At 67.0% G+C, this 15,696-nt stretch carries 10 protein-coding genes; 8 read left to right on the top strand and 2 right to left on the bottom strand.

Going from position 1 to position 15,696, the window contains the following annotated elements; genetic code table 11:
• Window positions 1-4: 4 nt before the first annotated feature.
• The 3 genes from ACNA0R_RS02755 (at window position 5) to speB (ending at window position 2,282) form a co-directional block, all read left to right on the top strand.
• Window positions 5-706, top strand: a complete 702-nt coding sequence (locus ACNA0R_RS02755; protein ID WP_415824351.1) for a DUF1989 domain-containing protein — start codon at window positions 5-7, stop codon at window positions 704-706.
• Between the two features lie 9 nt (window positions 707-715).
• Complete coding sequence (locus ACNA0R_RS02750) at window positions 716-1,318, top strand: cupin domain-containing protein (protein WP_415824350.1); 603 nt, start codon at window positions 716-718, stop codon at window positions 1,316-1,318.
• A gap of 76 nt (window positions 1,319-1,394) precedes the next feature.
• Window positions 1,395-2,282, top strand: coding sequence for an agmatinase (speB, locus tag ACNA0R_RS02745; RefSeq protein WP_415824349.1), 888 nt, complete (start codon window positions 1,395-1,397; stop codon window positions 2,280-2,282).
• Between the two features lie 1,069 nt (window positions 2,283-3,351).
• On the opposite strand, the gene metH is transcribed toward speB, so the two are convergent.
• Window positions 3,352-7,128, bottom strand: a complete 3,777-nt coding sequence (metH, locus tag ACNA0R_RS02740) for a methionine synthase (protein WP_415824347.1) — start codon at window positions 7,126-7,128, stop codon at window positions 3,352-3,354.
• Window positions 7,129-7,554: 426 nt separating this feature from the next.
• Between metH and ACNA0R_RS02735 the strand changes: the two genes are divergently transcribed.
• Window positions 7,555-9,492, top strand: a complete 1,938-nt coding sequence (locus tag ACNA0R_RS02735) for a TonB-dependent receptor domain-containing protein (protein ID WP_415824346.1) — start codon at window positions 7,555-7,557, stop codon at window positions 9,490-9,492.
• Window positions 9,493-9,603: 111 nt separating this feature from the next.
• The gene (locus tag ACNA0R_RS02730; protein WP_415824345.1) at window positions 9,604-10,512 is read left to right on the top strand and encodes a cobalamin-binding protein; all 909 of its coding nucleotides are present in this window, start codon (window positions 9,604-9,606) and stop codon (window positions 10,510-10,512) included.
• A gap of 22 nt (window positions 10,513-10,534) precedes the next feature.
• On the opposite strand, the gene ACNA0R_RS02725 is transcribed toward ACNA0R_RS02730, so the two are convergent.
• Window positions 10,535-11,467, bottom strand: coding sequence for an AraC family transcriptional regulator (locus ACNA0R_RS02725; RefSeq protein WP_415824344.1), 933 nt, complete (start codon window positions 11,465-11,467; stop codon window positions 10,535-10,537).
• Between the two features lie 368 nt (window positions 11,468-11,835).
• Here ACNA0R_RS02725 and ACNA0R_RS02720 point away from each other — a divergent pair, with 368 nt between their 5' ends.
• From ACNA0R_RS02720 to ACNA0R_RS02710, 3 genes are read left to right on the top strand one after another with little or no spacing between them, the layout of a single operon-like run.
• The gene (locus ACNA0R_RS02720) at window positions 11,836-12,489 is read left to right on the top strand and encodes a 2Fe-2S iron-sulfur cluster-binding protein (RefSeq protein ID WP_415824343.1); all 654 of its coding nucleotides are present in this window, start codon (window positions 11,836-11,838) and stop codon (window positions 12,487-12,489) included.
• Window positions 12,486-13,466 carry an FAD binding domain-containing protein gene (locus ACNA0R_RS02715; protein ID WP_415824342.1) on the top strand — a complete coding sequence of 327 codons (981 nt, stop codon included), beginning with the start codon at window positions 12,486-12,488 and terminating at the stop codon, window positions 13,464-13,466. The genes ACNA0R_RS02720 and ACNA0R_RS02715 overlap by 4 nt, the downstream gene beginning before the upstream one ends.
• On the top strand, window positions 13,463-15,634 hold the full coding sequence (locus tag ACNA0R_RS02710; protein WP_415824341.1) for a molybdopterin cofactor-binding domain-containing protein: 2,172 nt from the start codon (window positions 13,463-13,465) through the stop codon (window positions 15,632-15,634). The genes ACNA0R_RS02715 and ACNA0R_RS02710 overlap by 4 nt, the downstream gene beginning before the upstream one ends.
• The last annotated feature ends 62 nt before the right edge of the window (window positions 15,635-15,696 follow it).

Raw genomic sequence — 15,696 nt, 5'->3', positions numbered from 1 at the left:
CACGATGGAAACCGCAACCAGCATCCCGCAGGTCGCCGACAACGGTGAACCGGTCGGCCTGAACAACACCCATCTGGAGCCGATCTCGCCCGACGGCCGCGCCGAGCCGGGCAAGGTCTATGAAGTCCCGGCCCGCAACGGCCGCGCCGTGCGCCTGTCCAAGGGCCAGGTCATCCGCATCATCAACACCCACGGCAGCCAGGTATGCGACACCTGGGCCTTCAAGGCCGACGACCTCAGCGAGTTCATGTCGATGGAGCATGCGCGCGCGATGATCGACCGCATCATCCCCAAGGTGGGCGATCCGCTGGGCAGCAACCGCCGCCGGCCCATCATGACGCTGACCGCCGATACCTCCCCCGGCGTGCATGACACCCTGATGGCCGCCTGCGACGCCTATCGCTACCGCAACCTGGGCGTCGAGCACTACCACGACAATTGCGCCGACAACATGCGCATGGCGCTGAAGGCCATCGGCCTGCGCGCCCGCGAAGTGCCGCAGCCGCTGAACCTGTGGATGAACATTCCCGTGGGCGCGGAAGGCGGCGTGCAATGGCTGGCCCCGGTCTCGAAGGCCGGCGACTACGTGGACCTGCGCGCCGAAATGGACTGCATCGTCGTCATGTCGGCCTGCCCGCAGGACATCATCCCGATCAACGACAACCGCCCGGTGGAAGTTCATTTCCAGGTGCTGGACCAGGCATAAAATCCCGCCATGGCCACCCGCAGACCTTCCCCCTCGACGCCGGAGCGCGGACTCGCCGCCCTGGGTCCGCGCGTCAAGCATGCCCGCATGGTGCATAACCTGACGCTCAAAGCGCTGGCCGAGGCCGCCGGGTGTTCGGAAAGCCTGCTCTCCCGCATCGAACGCGGCCAGACGATGCCATCGCTGGCCACGCTGCATCGCCTGGCGCACGCGCTGGACACCAACGTGGCCGAGCTGACCGCCGCCGACGCGCCGCCCGCCTCGCCCGTCACCCGCGCCGCCGACCGCCCCATATTGGCCTTCAGCCAGGCGCGCGGCCGCAAGGGCGGGGTCAAGCTGGAGCGGGTCATCGTGCCGATGCGGGGCCAGCTGCTGCAGGCGGACATTCACGTGCTGGAGCCCCTGGCCGAAAGCCTGGAGCAGATCGCGCATGCCGGAGAGGAAATGGGCTATGTCATCGAAGGCCGCTTCGAACTGCGCCTGGGAACGGAAATCCACCTGCTGGATGCCGGCGATTCCTTCTATTTTTCCAGCGATGTTCCGCACAGCTATCGCAATCCGGGCAAGACGGTGACGCGGGTGCTGTGGGTGAACACGCCCACCACGTTCTGATCCAACGCCATCCATGCATTCCGCCACGGATACTCGCGCGCAGGCGCAGCCGCGTTACAGCGGCATTCCGACTTTCATGCGCGTTCCGCATACGACGCGGCTGGAAGAGTTCGACATCGGCATCGTCGGCGTTCCCTTCGACGGCGGCGTGACCGCGCGTCCCGGTGCGCGCTACGGTCCGCGCGAAATCCGCAATATGTCGTCGATGACGCGCGCCATCCATCACGTGACCCGGTACAACCCGTTCGCCGCCTGCCGGGTGGCCGATGTAGGCGACGTGCCGTTCACCGACGTCTTCCATCTGGAGAACTCGCACGCGGATATCCGGCGCTTCCTGGAGCCTATCTACGCGGCCGGCAAACGTACGCTGGTGGCCGGCGGCGACCATTCGATCACCTACCCCATCTTCCAGGCCATGGCGCCGCGGCAGCCATTGGGGATGGTGCATATCGATGCGCACACGGATACCTGGGACGATTTCATCGGCTCCAAATTCAGCCATGGGTCGCCCTTTCGCCGGGCGGTCGAGGCGGGCCTGCTCGATCCGAAGCGGACGGTGCAAATCGGCATCCGCGGCGCACAGAATTCCGACGAAGGCTGGCGCTATTCGCTCGAATCGGGCATGCGGGTGATCTTCATCGAAGAGTTCGACCGAATGGGCGTGGAGGCCGTCATCGCCGAAGCGCGCCGCGTGGTCGGTGATGGTCCCAGCTATCTCTCCGTCGATGTCGATGGCCTCGATCCCGTGTATGCGCCAGGCACCGGGACGCCGGAGATCGGCGGCCTGTCCACGCGCGAAACCCTGACGCTGTTGCGCGGGCTGGAAGGCCTGGATCTGCGTGGAGCTGACGTAGTGGAAGTGGCGCCGCCGTATGACCCTAGCGGGAATACGGCGCTGCTGGGCGCGACCCTGATGTACGAGTGCCTGTGTCTGCTGGCGCGAGCTTGGGAGATGGGACGGTAGGGCAATTCTTTATCGTGTGATCGTTGGCGATCTTCGGTCTGGGCGCTTGTGGCCGCTTGATCGTCAGCCGGCGGGGGCATTAGTGCTAGTGCCGTCCGGCGGGGCAGTCCCCCTGTCGGGTCCAGCCCGATCGGCCGGTCCGGCGCGCGGGCGCCGGACTCCCGCTTCGTCTTCCTCGTACGGCGGCCGAACGTCACTTGGGTTCTTGCGTCTTTTTTGCCCGGCCGTCCTCCCTACGGAAGCCCTCGCGCGGCCTCAACGGGCTGGACCCGACAGGGGGACTGCCCCGCCGGACTCGGGTGTGCCTTAATCACCGGTGCTGCGACCGGTGGTTTTCTTGGCCCTTCGTGGCTGCGTGGTGTGGGTCAAGAAAGATCTGCCGTTGCCCGGCGCTGCGCGGCCGCCCAGCGCGGCCACGCATCACCTACGCGTCTTGGTGTGCGACGGGGGCTTTGTGGCAGGGGCCATGGTGGGTGAATGGAAATTGATGCATGCGATGGGCGTGACTCTGGGCATGCGGCCTTCCCGGGCCCCCAGCGGTCCCGGAAAGACCTACGCGCCGTGCCTTGCCACGGCTGCCGCCATGCGGAGATCGTCAAGCGGCGGAAACCCATCAACGCGCAGCGGCTGAATCGATGCAGACCACCGCCGCGGTCTCAAGCCCCGATCACCGCAAGAAAGCACCCGTTGCACACCGAGACGCGTAGGTGATGCGTGGCCGCGCTGGGCGGCCGCGCAGCGCCGGGCACCGCAACCTCTTTCTACGGCGGAAGATCACACCAACGAAGGGCCAAGCACGCAGAAGGCCGCAGCGTCCGTGATTAAGGCACACCAGAGTCCGGCGGGGCGGTCACCCTGTCGGTCCAGCCCGTTGAGGCCGCGCGAGGGCTTCCGAAGGGAGGACGGCCGGGCAAAAAAGACGCAAGAACCCAAGTGACGTTCGGCCGCCGTACGAGGAAGACGAAGCGGGAGTCCGGCGCCCGCGCGCCGGACCGGCCGATCGGGATGGACCGACAGGGTGACCGCCCCGCCGGACGGCACTAGCACTAATACCATCGCCGGCGAACAATCACCCCAACACCGGCCCCAAGGTCCGCTTAACGTCATCCTCACTACGCCCGCTGCGCGCGATGTAATCCCGCAGCTGGTCCTCCCCTATCGTCCCGACATTGAAGTACTGCGAATCGGGATGACTCAGATAGAACCCGCAAACGCTCGAAGCCGGAAACATCGCATAGCTCTCGGTCAGGTCAATGCCGACATCCGCCGCATCCAGCACCTCGAACATCTCTCGCTTCACCACGTGCTCAGGGCAGGCAGGATAGCCAGGCGCCGGCCGTATCCCCACATACTTCTCGGCGATCAGGTCATTATTGTCCAGCGCCTCATCCGCGGCATATCCCCACAAGTCGCGCCGCACGCGCGCATGCAGGCATTCGGCATAGGCCTCCGCGAACCGGTCCGCCAGCGCCTTCAGCATGATGCTCGAATAATCGTCATGCGCCGCCGCGAACTCCGCTTCCTTCTTTTCGATGCCCAGGCCAGCCGTCACCGCGAACAGGCCGATATAGTCGGCAACGCCGCTATCCTTAGGCGCGATATAGTCGGCCAGGCACTTGTTGGCGACGCCTTCGCGCTTGGCCCCCTGCTGCCGCAGATTCCGCCACGTGAACAACACCCGTGAACGGCTTTCGTCGGCGTACACCTCGATATCTTCGTCGTTCACGCGATTGGCCGGATAGAACGCGACGACGCCGTTCGCCGTCAACCAGCGCCCGTCGATAATCCGCTTCAGCATCGCCTGCGCATCCGCGTACACCTTGCGCGCCTGCTCGCCCACCACCTTATCGTCCAGGATCGCCGGAAACTGCCCGAACAGACTCCAGGTCTGGAAGAACGGCGTCCAATCGATATAGGTCGCGATCTCCGCCAGATCGTAATGCTTGAACGTGCGGCGGCCGATGTACTTGGGCCGCGGCGGCACGTAGTTCGACCAATCGATCGCCGGCCGCGCCGCGCGCGCTTCCGCCAGCGACACCAGCGGCGTCGCCTTGCGATTCGCATGCCGGCGCCGCACGTCTTCGTACTCGCGCTTCAAGTCCGCGACGAAGGCATCGGCCTGCTCCGACACCAGGTTCGTCGCCACGCCCACCGCGCGGCTGGCGTCCGGCGTATACACCACCGGCCCTTCGTAATTGGGGGCGATCTTCACCGCCGTATGCACGCGGCTGGTCGTGGCCCCGCCTATCATCAGCGGGATCTTGCGCTCCCGGAAATAATCGTCGCGCTGCATCTCGCTGGCCACATAGGCCATCTCTTCCAGGCTGGGCGTAATCAGGCCGGACAAACCGACGATATCCGCCTTCTCCTCCTTCGCCTTTTCCAGGATCTGCGCGCAGGGCACCATCACGCCCATGTTCACGACTTCGAAGTTATTGCACTGAAGCACCACGGACACGATGTTCTTGCCGATATCGTGCACATCGCCCTTGACCGTGGCGATCACCATCTTGCCCTTGGCGCGCACATCGCCGCCCGCGGCCGCGATCTGGCGTTTTTCTTCCTCGATGAAAGGCACCAGGTGCGCCACCGCCTGCTTCATCACGCGGGCCGATTTCACCACCTGCGGCAGGAACATTTTGCCTTCGCCGAACAGGTCGCCCACGATATTCATGCCGTCCATCAACGGCCCTTCGATCACCTCGATAGGACGGCCGCCGCGCGCCTCGATCTGCTGGCGCACTTCCTCCGTATCCTCGACGATGAAGGTCGTAATCCCGTGCACCAGCGCATGCGCCAGCCGCTTTTCCACCGGCTGCGCGCGCCAGGCCAGGTCTTCTTCCTTCTTGGCCCCCGTGCCCTTCACGGTGTCGGCGAACTGCACCAGCCGTTCGGTGGGCGTGCGTTCATCGTCGGCTTCCGTCTTGCCCACCGGCTCGGCGCGATCCAGCACCACGTCCTCGACCAGGTCGCGCAGCTTGGGATCCAGGTCCGCGTACACGCCCAGCTGGCCGGCATTGACGATACCCATCGTCAGGCCTTCGCGGATGGCGTAATACAGGAACACCGTATGAATGGCCTCGCGCATCGGCTCATTGCCGCGGAACGAGAAGCTGACGTTCGAGATACCGCCTGACAGCCGCGCATGCGGCAGGTTCTGGCGGATCCACGTCACGCTTTCGATGAAGTCCAGCGCATAGCGGTTGTGCTCCTCGATCCCCGTCGCCACCGCGAACACATTGGGATCGAAGATGATGTCCTCGGGATTGAAGCCTTCCTGATTCACCAGCAGGTCGTAGGCACGGCCACAGATCTCCTTGCGGCGCGCCAGCGTATCGGCCTGGCCCTGCTCGTCGAACGCCATCACCACCATGGCGGCGCCGTAGCGGCGGCACAGGCGCGCGTGATGCAGGAAAGGCTCGATGCCTTCCTTCATGGAAATCGAGTTGACCACCGGCTTGCCCTGCACGCACTTCAGGCCGGCCTCGATCACTTCCCACTTGGAGCTGTCTATCATCACCGGCACGCGCGCGATGTCCGGCTCGGAAGCGATCAGGTTCAGGAAACGCGTCATGCAGGCCACCGAATCCAGCATGGCCTCGTCCATATTGACGTCGATGATCTGCGCGCCGTTTTCCACCTGCTGGCGCGCCACGGCCAGCGCCTCGTCGTACTTTTCTTCGCGGATCAGGCGCGCGAACATCTTGCTGCCCGTCACATTGGTGCGCTCGCCGACGTTGACGAACAGGGTTTCCTCGTCGATGTTCAGCGGCTCCAGACCGGAAAGGCGCGTCTTGACCGGGATCTCCGGCACCGCGCGCGGCGTCAGCTTGACGACCTTCTCGGCGATGGCGCGGATGTGGTCCGGCGTGGTGCCGCAGCAGCCGCCCGCCATGTTCACCAGGCCGGCGCGCGCGAACTCTTCCAGCAGGCCCGAAGTATCCGCCGGCGATTCGTCGAAACCGGTATCGCTCATCGGATTGGGCAGGCCGGCGTTCGGGTACACGCAGACGTAGGTATCGCAGATCTTCGACAGCTCCGCCACATAGGGGCGCATCAGCGCGGCGCCCAGCGCGCAGTTCAGGCCGATGGTGACGGGCCGCGCGTGCCGCACCGAATTCCAGAACGCTTCCACGGTCTGGCCGGACAGGATGCGGCCGGAAGCGTCGGTCACCGTGCCGGAGATCATCACGGGCAGGCGCACGCCGCGCTGCTCGAAGACTTCCTCCACCGCGAAGATGGCGGCCTTGGCGTTCAGCGTATCGAAGATGGTTTCGATCAGGACGACGTCGATGCCGCCGTCCAGCAGCCCATTCAACTGCTCGACGTAGGCAGCGCGCAATTCGTCGAAAGTGACATTGCGCGCGCCCGGGTCGTTCACGTCCGGCGAAATCGACGCGGTCTTGGGTTGCGGACCCAGCGCGCCGGCGACGAAGCGTGGCCGTTCCGGCGTGCTGTAGGCGTCGCAGGCCTCGCGCGCCAGCCTGGCCGACGCCAGGTTCATTTCATAGGCGAGTTCGGGCAGGTCGTAATCGCCCTGCGCGATGAAGGTCGCGCCGAAGGTATTGGTTTCGATGACGTCGGCGCCGGCCTCCAGGTATTGGCGGTGGATCTCGGCGATGACGTCCGGCCGCGTCAGCGACAGCAATTCATTGTCGCCCTTCAGATCCTTGCCGTGCCCGGCGAAGCGCTCGCCGCGGAAATCCGCCTCGGACAGCTTGTAGCGCTGGATCATGGTGCCCATCGCGCCGTCCAGGATCAGGATGCGCGAATCCAGCGCGCGCACGAAGGCGCCGCCGTGGGTATAGGAGTCGAGGGGATAAGGCAGAGCGGGATAAGACGGCACGGGCGTTCCTGGCGGGAAGGCGGATGGATTGCAAAGAAGCAACCTGGAATGGTAACAAAGCCCGCGAAATCCTGGGGCCGTGATACATTCCGGGCCCTCGAACCGGTGCTTTCAGCGCATCGCGCGTCCTGCCGGCGCGCCGCGTGGTGAAAGATAAACGGGAAACAGGAAAGCGTGCGCGGGCGGTCCATGAGACCCCCCGCTGGCGCCAGGCCTGTGCTGCCCCCGCAACGGTCATCCCGCCCCTGTCTCCCAGGCCGCTCCACGGCTGCCGGACAGGGCGGGACAGCCCGATACCGGCCGGTTCGTCCGGGGAAGACAGCGGGCGACGCAACGCCTAGCACCGCCGTCGCGGCGCCGTCCGCCAGCCGTCTTCCGCTCCCTTTGAACGACGTGCGGGGTCGCGCGTCATCACCAGGTCTCGCTATGAAGCCCCTCTTTACCCGGCGCAGCGCCGGGCTGCTCGCCTGTCTGGCTCCCATGTGGGCCGCTGCTCAACAGAATCCGGCCGCGACGGCCGCCCAGCCCCCCGTTACCCAGCTCGATACCGTGGTCGTCACCGCCACCCGGTCGCCCGAACCGTTGAAAGACGTGCTGGGGGATGTCAGCGTCATCGACCGCGCCACCCTGGAAAGCGCCGGGCAGAGCAGCCTGGCCGAAGTACTGTCGCGCACCCACGGTATCGAGTACGCCAACAACGGTGGCCCGCAGACGGTCACCAGCCTGTTCATGCGCGGCGCCAACAGCAACCAGACGCTGGTGCTGGTCGACGGCCAGCGCGTGAACAACGCCACCAACGGCCTGGCGGCGCTGAACGCCATTCCGACCAATAGCATCGACCGCGTGGAAATCGTGCGCGGCGCCGCCAGCAGCCTGTACGGCGCGGACGCGCTGGGCGGCGTGATCAACATCATCACCAAGCGCGACGCGGACCGCCCGCTGTCCGCCTACGCCTCGGTGGGCGGCGGCACCTACGGCAGCAGCAGCTACAGCGCCGGACTGTCCGGCGCGGCGCGGGGCTGGACCTACAGCCTGTCCAGCAGCTACCAGCAAAGCCGCGGCTTCGACGCGACCAACGACAAGAATTTCCTGCACAATCCCGACCGCGACAGCTACTACGAAAACAACCTGGCCGGCTCGCTGGGCTATGAGTGGATGCGCGGCCAGACGCTGACCGCGCAGTTCTACCAGACGCACGTGAACGGTGGCTACGACAACGGCACGCCCTATTTCAACGACCGCTCCATCCAGGATCTGCAGGGCTACTCGCTGACCAGCATCAACCGCTTGACCGACATGTGGACCAGCACGCTGCGCGTCGGCAGCACGCTGGACCGCAACCGCAGCGAAAACGTCCCCGGCGACGAGAACCCCTTCAACACGCCCGACGGCAAGAGCACTTTCCGCACGCGGCAAAACCAGTACCTGTGGCAGAACGACCTGCAGTTCACCAAGGACCAGAAGGTGACGCTGGCCTACGAGCATCTGGACCAACGGGTCGAAGGCGATATCGGCAACTTCAATAATTTTCCGGTGACCTTCGGCGATTATTCGGAAACGCGCCGGCACGTGAATTCCTTCACCGGCGTATACCTGGGCGATTTCGGCGCGCATCATCTGCAGGCCAGCCTGCGCAACGACGACAATTCGCAGTTCGGCAACCGCACCACGGGCGGCCTGACCTACGGCTACGACATCACCAATCGGATACGTGCCACGGTGGGCGCCAATACCGGCTTCCGCGCGCCGAATTTCAACGAACTGTACTGGCCCAACGACGGCGGCTTCGTCGGCAATCCGGACCTGAAGCCGGAGACCTCCCGCAATATCGAGGCCAGCCTGCGCTACCAGGATGACGACAGCGAACTGGGCGCGACCTACTATCACAACAAGGTCAAGAACCTGATCATCAATCAGGCCATCGATCCGAACGATCCCTTCAGCGTGTTCCAGCCTTTCAACGTGTCGCACGCGCTGCTGGAAGGTGTCAGCCTGACCGGCATGAAGAAGTTCGGCGACACCCGGCTGCGCGCCAGCCTGGACCTGAGCGACCCGCGCAATACGGACGAGGACACCCGCCTGCCGCAGCGTGCGCGCAAGGTACTGCGGGTGTCGGCCGATCATCGCTTCGGCGACTTTCTGCTGGGCGCGGAAATGTACGCCAGCGGCGATCGCATCGATGCGCTGACGGGCGACCGGCTGGGCGGCTATACCCTGTACAACCTGCTGGCTTCCTACGACCTGACGCGCAATCTGCAGGTTCAGGTACGCTGGAACAATGTGTTCGACAAGGAGTACACCTTGGTCAAGGGCTACAACACGCCGGGTTCGAACGCGTTCGTGAACCTGACCTGGCGGATGTAAGGCGCGGCGATGCGTGCGCGTAGCCGTATCACGGCGATCGCCGCGGCGCTGCTGGCATGGGCTGCGGCAGCGGTGCCAGCGTCCGCGGTCTCCGCGGCGAATGCGGCGCCCATGGCGAATGCGACGACTGCCGCGACTGCCGCAATCGCTACCGCTGCTGCGTCGGCCGCCGCCGCCGTCGGCCCCATCTCGGTCAGCGATGACGACGGTCGTACCGTCGAACTGCCGCATCCGGCCCAGCGCGCCATATCGCTGGCGCCGCACGCCACCGAACTGGCCTACGCGGCGGGCGCGGGCGACAAACTGGTCGGCGTGGCGCGCGGCAGCGACTATCCGCCGCAGGTCCGTGCGCTGGCCTCCATCGGCGACGGCCTGGCGCCGGACGCCGAACGGGTGGCGGCGCTGCGGCCCGATCTGGTGCTGGGCTGGCTGCCCGGGAGCGCCGCGCCTCTGCTACCCGTCCTGCGGGCACTGGACGTCCCGGTGTACTACAGCGATCCGCGCACCCTGCGCGACATCCCGGAGGCGGTCCAACGTATGGGCGTGCTGTTCGGCACGCAGGCGGTCGCCGAGCCGGCGGCCGCATCGCTGCGGGCTCGCATCGATGCACTGGCGGCCCGCTACGCCGGGCGCGCGCCCGTGCGAGTATTCATCCAGGCGGGCCGCGAGCCCGTCTACACACTGAACGGCAGCAGCATCGTCAGCGATGCCTTGCGCCTGTGCGGCGGCGTCAACGTATTCGCCGATGCGCCGGTCACCGCCCCGCAGGTCACACAGGAAGCCGTGCTCGCCGCGCGCCCCGACGTGATCGTCACGGGCATGGCAAACCCGGCCAGTCTGGCGGCCACAACGAACGCCTGGGGGGCGCTCAGCCTCCCGGCGGCGCTGGCCGGCCGCGTCGTCGGCATTGATGCGGACATGCTGTATCGCCCGGGCCCGCGCCTGATCGATGCGGCGGAAACGCTATGCGCGGCGCTGGATCGGGCCCGTGAGGCCAGCGCCGGGGCCGTCCGGCGCTGATCACTCAAAACCCTTGATCGCTCTATGAAGCCCGCGACGCCGCCGCCGTTCGCGGGACCGCGCCGGACGCCATCACCGCATCGCGCAGCCGCTGGGAATCCTTGACCGGCGGCATGCCGAACATGCGCACGTAGTCCCGGCTGAATTGCGAGGGGCTTTCGTAGCCCACCCGGAAACCCGCGCCCGCCGCGTCCATGGCTTCCGCGACCATCAGGCGCCGCGCTTCCTGCAGGCGCAGCTGCGCCCGGTATTCCAGCGGACTCATGGCGGTGATCGCCTTGAAATGCAGGTGGAAGGTGGAGCGGCTCATGCCGGCCATGTCGGCCAGGTCCTCGATGCGGCAAGGCTTCTGATAGTGCGCGCGCAGCCAGGCGATGGCGCGGCCGATCTGGTTCAGGCGGCTATCGGCCCTGGCCAGCTGCCGGACCATGCTGTTTCCCGGGCCGGTGAGTACGCGGTAGAGCAGTTCCCGCGTGACGAGCGGCGCCAGCGCGTCGATGTCCGCCGGATGGTCCAACAGGCTTGCCAGCCTGGCCGCCGCGTCGAGCAACTGCGGCGTCGTCTCGTTCAGGGCAATGCCCGAGGTCAACACTTCTTCCGGCTCGGGCGGCACCGGATAACGCAGCGCGAGGTCGCTCAGTTCGCCCATGTCCAGGTCCAGGGCTACGCACAGATAGGGCTCGGCCTCGGAGGCGGCGGTGACCGAGCCCGTGACCGGCAGGTCGACCGACGCAACGAGGTACCGGGAATGATCGTAGTCGTATGAACGGTTGCCCACCACCACGTGCTTGCGGCCCTGCGCGGCAAGGCACAGGGTAGGTTCGTACACCACCGGCAGCGGCAGGGTGGGCGAGCTGGATCGGATCAGTCTAAGGCCGGGAACCGGCGTGTCGTGTATGCCGTCCCGCGGCGTGTGGCGACCGACGACATCCACAAGTCTTGCCAAGGCATCCATTGCGCGTCTCTATTGGGATGGGATGGAAAGCCGAACGCATCGCCCGCGCGATCGATCGGACAGTCGTGCAAGGATTGCGGACGACGCGGCTACCGCCCATCGCGCCCCTCCGCGGAGAATCCTTCTACGCATCCGACAGCACGGCGTGCAATGGGTTCCTGGGGCAATACGAGACCAGACATTACCACCCCTGTCCGCGCGACGAAACAGAACGGGCGAGCAGCCTTGCGGGCTCGTGCGTGACGGGACGATCAGGCAAGAGTTCCGCACTATCGCGCAATCCGGCATGTGGCTTGTCCTGAAATTCCGGTCCCGGGTTTCGACGCATGTCCTCGCGTGCCGATGCGAATTGCCGACAGGAGATGTGCATGAGCAGTGATTTCGAAACCCCACGACTGACACGTCGCCGATTCAACCAGGCCGTGGGCGCCGGCCTGGCCTCGGGTGCGGGACCCGGCTTGATGTCGTTCGCCCAGGCCGCCTCCGCCGAACCGCGCCCCGGCGCCGCCACCGCGATGGAGGTGACCATCACGGTCAACGGCCGGCCGCGCACGGTGTCCCTGGACCCACGCACGACACTGCTGGACGCGCTGCGGGAACACCTGGGCCTGACCGGCACCAAGAAGGGCTGCGACCATGGACAGTGCGGCGCCTGCACGGCGCTCGTGGACGGCCGCCGGATGAACACCTGCCTGAGCCTGGCCGTCATGCACGAGGGCAGCCAGGTCGTCACGATCGAGGGACTGGGCAGTCGCAATGCCTTGCACCCGATGCAGGCGGCCTTCATCAAGCACGATGGTTACCAATGCGGTTATTGCACGCCCGGCCAGGTGCTGTCGGCCGTCGCCACGCTGGACGAAATCGCCGCCGGGATTCCGAGCGCGGCCACCGCCGATGTCTCGCAGTTCCCGTCCGCCACCGCCGCGGAGGTGCGCGAGCGCATGAGCGGCAATCTGTGCCGCTGCGCCGCCTATCCCAACATCGTCGCGGCCGTCATGGATGTGCGGGGGACGCGCGGATGAAGGCCTTCACCTACGCGCGCGCCCCGTCGGCGGAAGCGGCCGTCGCGATACTGTCCGCCAGGCCCGACGCGCGGCTCATCGCCGGTGGTACGAACCTGATCGACCTGATGAAGCTGCAGGTCGAGACGCCGGGCCACCTGATCGACGTGAACGGCATCGGCCTGGATATCATCGAGCCCACCGCGACAGGCGGCTTGCGCGTGGGCGCGCTGGTGCGCAATACCGATCTCGCGGCGCACGAGACAGTGCGGCGCCGGTACGGCCTGCTGACACGCGCGATCGTCGCCGGCGCCTCGGCGCAACTGCGCAACCGCGCGACGACCGCGGGCAATATCATGCAACGCACGCGCTGCCCGTACTTCTACGGCACGGCGATGGCGTGCAACAAGCGTGAACCGGGCGCGGGCTGCGACGCAAGAGACGGCCTGTCGACCAACCTGGCGATCCTGGGGGCCAGCGCGGCCTGCATCGCCACGCATCCCTCGGACATGGCGGTGGCCATGCGCGCGCTCGACGGCGTCGTGCACGTCCTGGGGCCGGACGGCCAGCGCAGCATCCCCTTCGCGGACTTCCATCGGCTGCCCGGCGCTACGCCGCACATCGAGACCGCGCTTGGCCGGGCCGAGGTCATCACGTCAGTCGATCTGCCGCCGCCCGTGGACGGCACCCATGTCTACCGCAAGGTGCGCGAACGCGCCAGCTACGCTTTTGCCACGGTCTCCGTGGCCCTGATCGCACGGCACGACGGCGACGATGTGGCCATCGAGCGGCTGGCCTTCGGCGGCCTGGCGGCCAAGCCCTGGCGCGTGGAGGCCGCGGAGCGTCGCGGATTCGGCTCGCCAGAGGCGATCGCGCGCGACGCCGCCGCGATCGTCCTGCAAGGCGCCCGCCCCACCGAACACAATGCCTACAAGATCGAACTCGCGCGGCGCGCCCTGCACGCCGCCTTGATCGACGCCCAGGAGCAGCATCGATGACCAGGCTGGACACCTCGAGTATCGACACCCGGCTCGTCGGGCGCGCCGTCGACCGCCTGGATGGCCCCCTCAAGGTGACGGGCGGCGCCACCTATGCGTACGAGCACGCCGGAACCGGCAAGACGCTGGTCGGCGTCTTCGCCACGGCCACCATCGGCCGCGGCGAGATCGCCCGGCTCGACGTTTCGGCGGCCAACGCCATGCCTGGCGTGCGCCTGGTGATCACCCATCGCAATGTCATCGAGCAAGGCAGCAGGGATCCGGACAATCCCGCCTTCACGACGCGCGCGCGCCCCATCCTGGCGGACACCCGCATCGCGCATTTCGGCCAGCCCATCGCGCTGGTTATCGCCGACACGTTCGAGCAGGCGCGCGACGCCGCCAGGGCCGTCAAGGCAACGTATGCCGCCGCCCGCGGATCCTACGCGTATACGTCAGGCAACGCCGTCATCGAACCCAAGATGGCCAACGCCGGCTTCCCCGCGGCCTCGGATCGCGGCGACTTCGACGCCGGCTTTGCCGCGTCGGCCGTGCGCATCGACCGCACTTACGAGACCTTGCCCCATTCTTCGCAGCCGCTGGAGCCGCATGCCACGCAGGCCCATTGGGAGGACGACACCCTGTACCTGACGACCAGTCACCAGACCTTGGCGTACGTGCAGCGATCGCTGCGCGCCGCGCTCGGTCTCGAACCCGACAAGCTGGTGGTGTCGGCGCCCTTCGTGGGCGGAGGTTTCGGTTCCAAGCTGGCGGTGCACGCCGACCTGATGGGCGCCGCCATCGCGTCCCGGATGGTCGGGGTGCCGGTGAAGGTGTGCCTGACCCGCCAACAGATGTTCAGTCTCGTCGGCATCCGGCCCTGGCACCGGCAGCGGGTGCGCCTGGGGGCCGATGCGCAAGGCAGGCTCGTGGCCATCGGCCATGAAGCCCTGCTGTATTCCAACGAGCAGGATCCCTACATCGAGCAGACCGCCACGGTCGGGCGCTCCCTCTACGCCGCGCCCGACCGCATGACGCGGCACCGCATCACGCACCTGGACCTGCCCGGCGGCGAGGCGGTGCGCGCCCCGGGCGAGCTGCCCGGGCTGCTGGCGCTGGAGTCCGCAATGGACGAACTGGCCGAGGCCCTGGACATCGATCCGGTGGAACTGCGCCTGCGCAACGACACCGCCGTCGACCCGGAGTCCGGCGTGCCCCTGACGGGCCGGAACCTGGCCCAGTGCCTGCGCACCGGCGCGGCGCGATTCGGCTGGGAGCAACGGCCCAAACGGCCGCGCGGCCGGCAAGAGGGCCAGTGGCTGATCGGCATGGGCGTGGCATCGGCGATACGCACGCATTTCCAGGCGGCCACGACGGTGGAGGTGGCGGTGACGCCGCAGCAACGCATCGAGGTGCGCTCGGACCTGACCGACATCGGCACCGGCAGCTACACCGTGCTGGCCCAGGTGGCCGCGGAGGTGCTGGGCGTGACGCTCGGTGAGATCGATGTGAGGCTCGCCCACTCCAGCCTGCCCCAGGGCGGTGGCTCGGGTGGCTCCTGGGGGGCGCCGAACACCGCCGCCGCGCTGCATGCCGCGTGTGTGGCGCTGCTGGAACGCACCGGCGTGCCGCCCGGCCAGGGATTCGTGCGGCAGGCCATCGCCGCGTATCCTGACGGCATGTCGGCCCGCGGCGCGCTGCCCGCCGCGGCGCAAGTGCCGGACTGGCGTGAAAAGTCCCGGCACACCTACGGCGCGCATTTCGTGGAATTGGCGGTGCACCGCCTGACGGGCGAGGTCAAGGTGCGCCGGATGCTGGGCGTGTTCTCCGCTGGACGCATCCTGAATCCGAAAACGGCGAGGTCCCAGCTGCTGGGCGGCATGACCTGGGGACTGTCGGCCACGCTGCGCGAGGCGATCGAGATCGACCCGCGCTACGGCAACGCCGTCAACGGCGACCTGGCCGAGTACCTGCTGCCCGTCCATGCCGACATCCCCGACATCGAGGTGGTGATGCTGGACGAACCCGACCTGCAGGCCAACCCGGTGGGCGTGAAGGGTGTCGGAGAGCTCGGCGCCTGCGGCGCTTCGGCGGCGTTCGCCAACGCGCTCTACAACGCGTGCGGGTATCGGGCGCGGTCTTTCCCGGTGCATCTGGCGAGCCTGGTCCAGGCACTGGCCGAGTCGTAGTACGCCATCTCGCCGCGCCCCGAGCGGCGGGAGCCATCGCCGGCGGCGGGGCGCGACAGGGC

The sequence above is a fragment of the Bordetella sputigena genome (assembly GCF_965137885.1).
GTDB lineage: Bacteria > Pseudomonadota > Gammaproteobacteria > Burkholderiales > Burkholderiaceae_B > Bordetella_C > Bordetella_C sputigena.
Note: the sequence above shows the minus strand (reverse complement) of the source record. Positions and strands in the feature narration are given on the sequence as shown.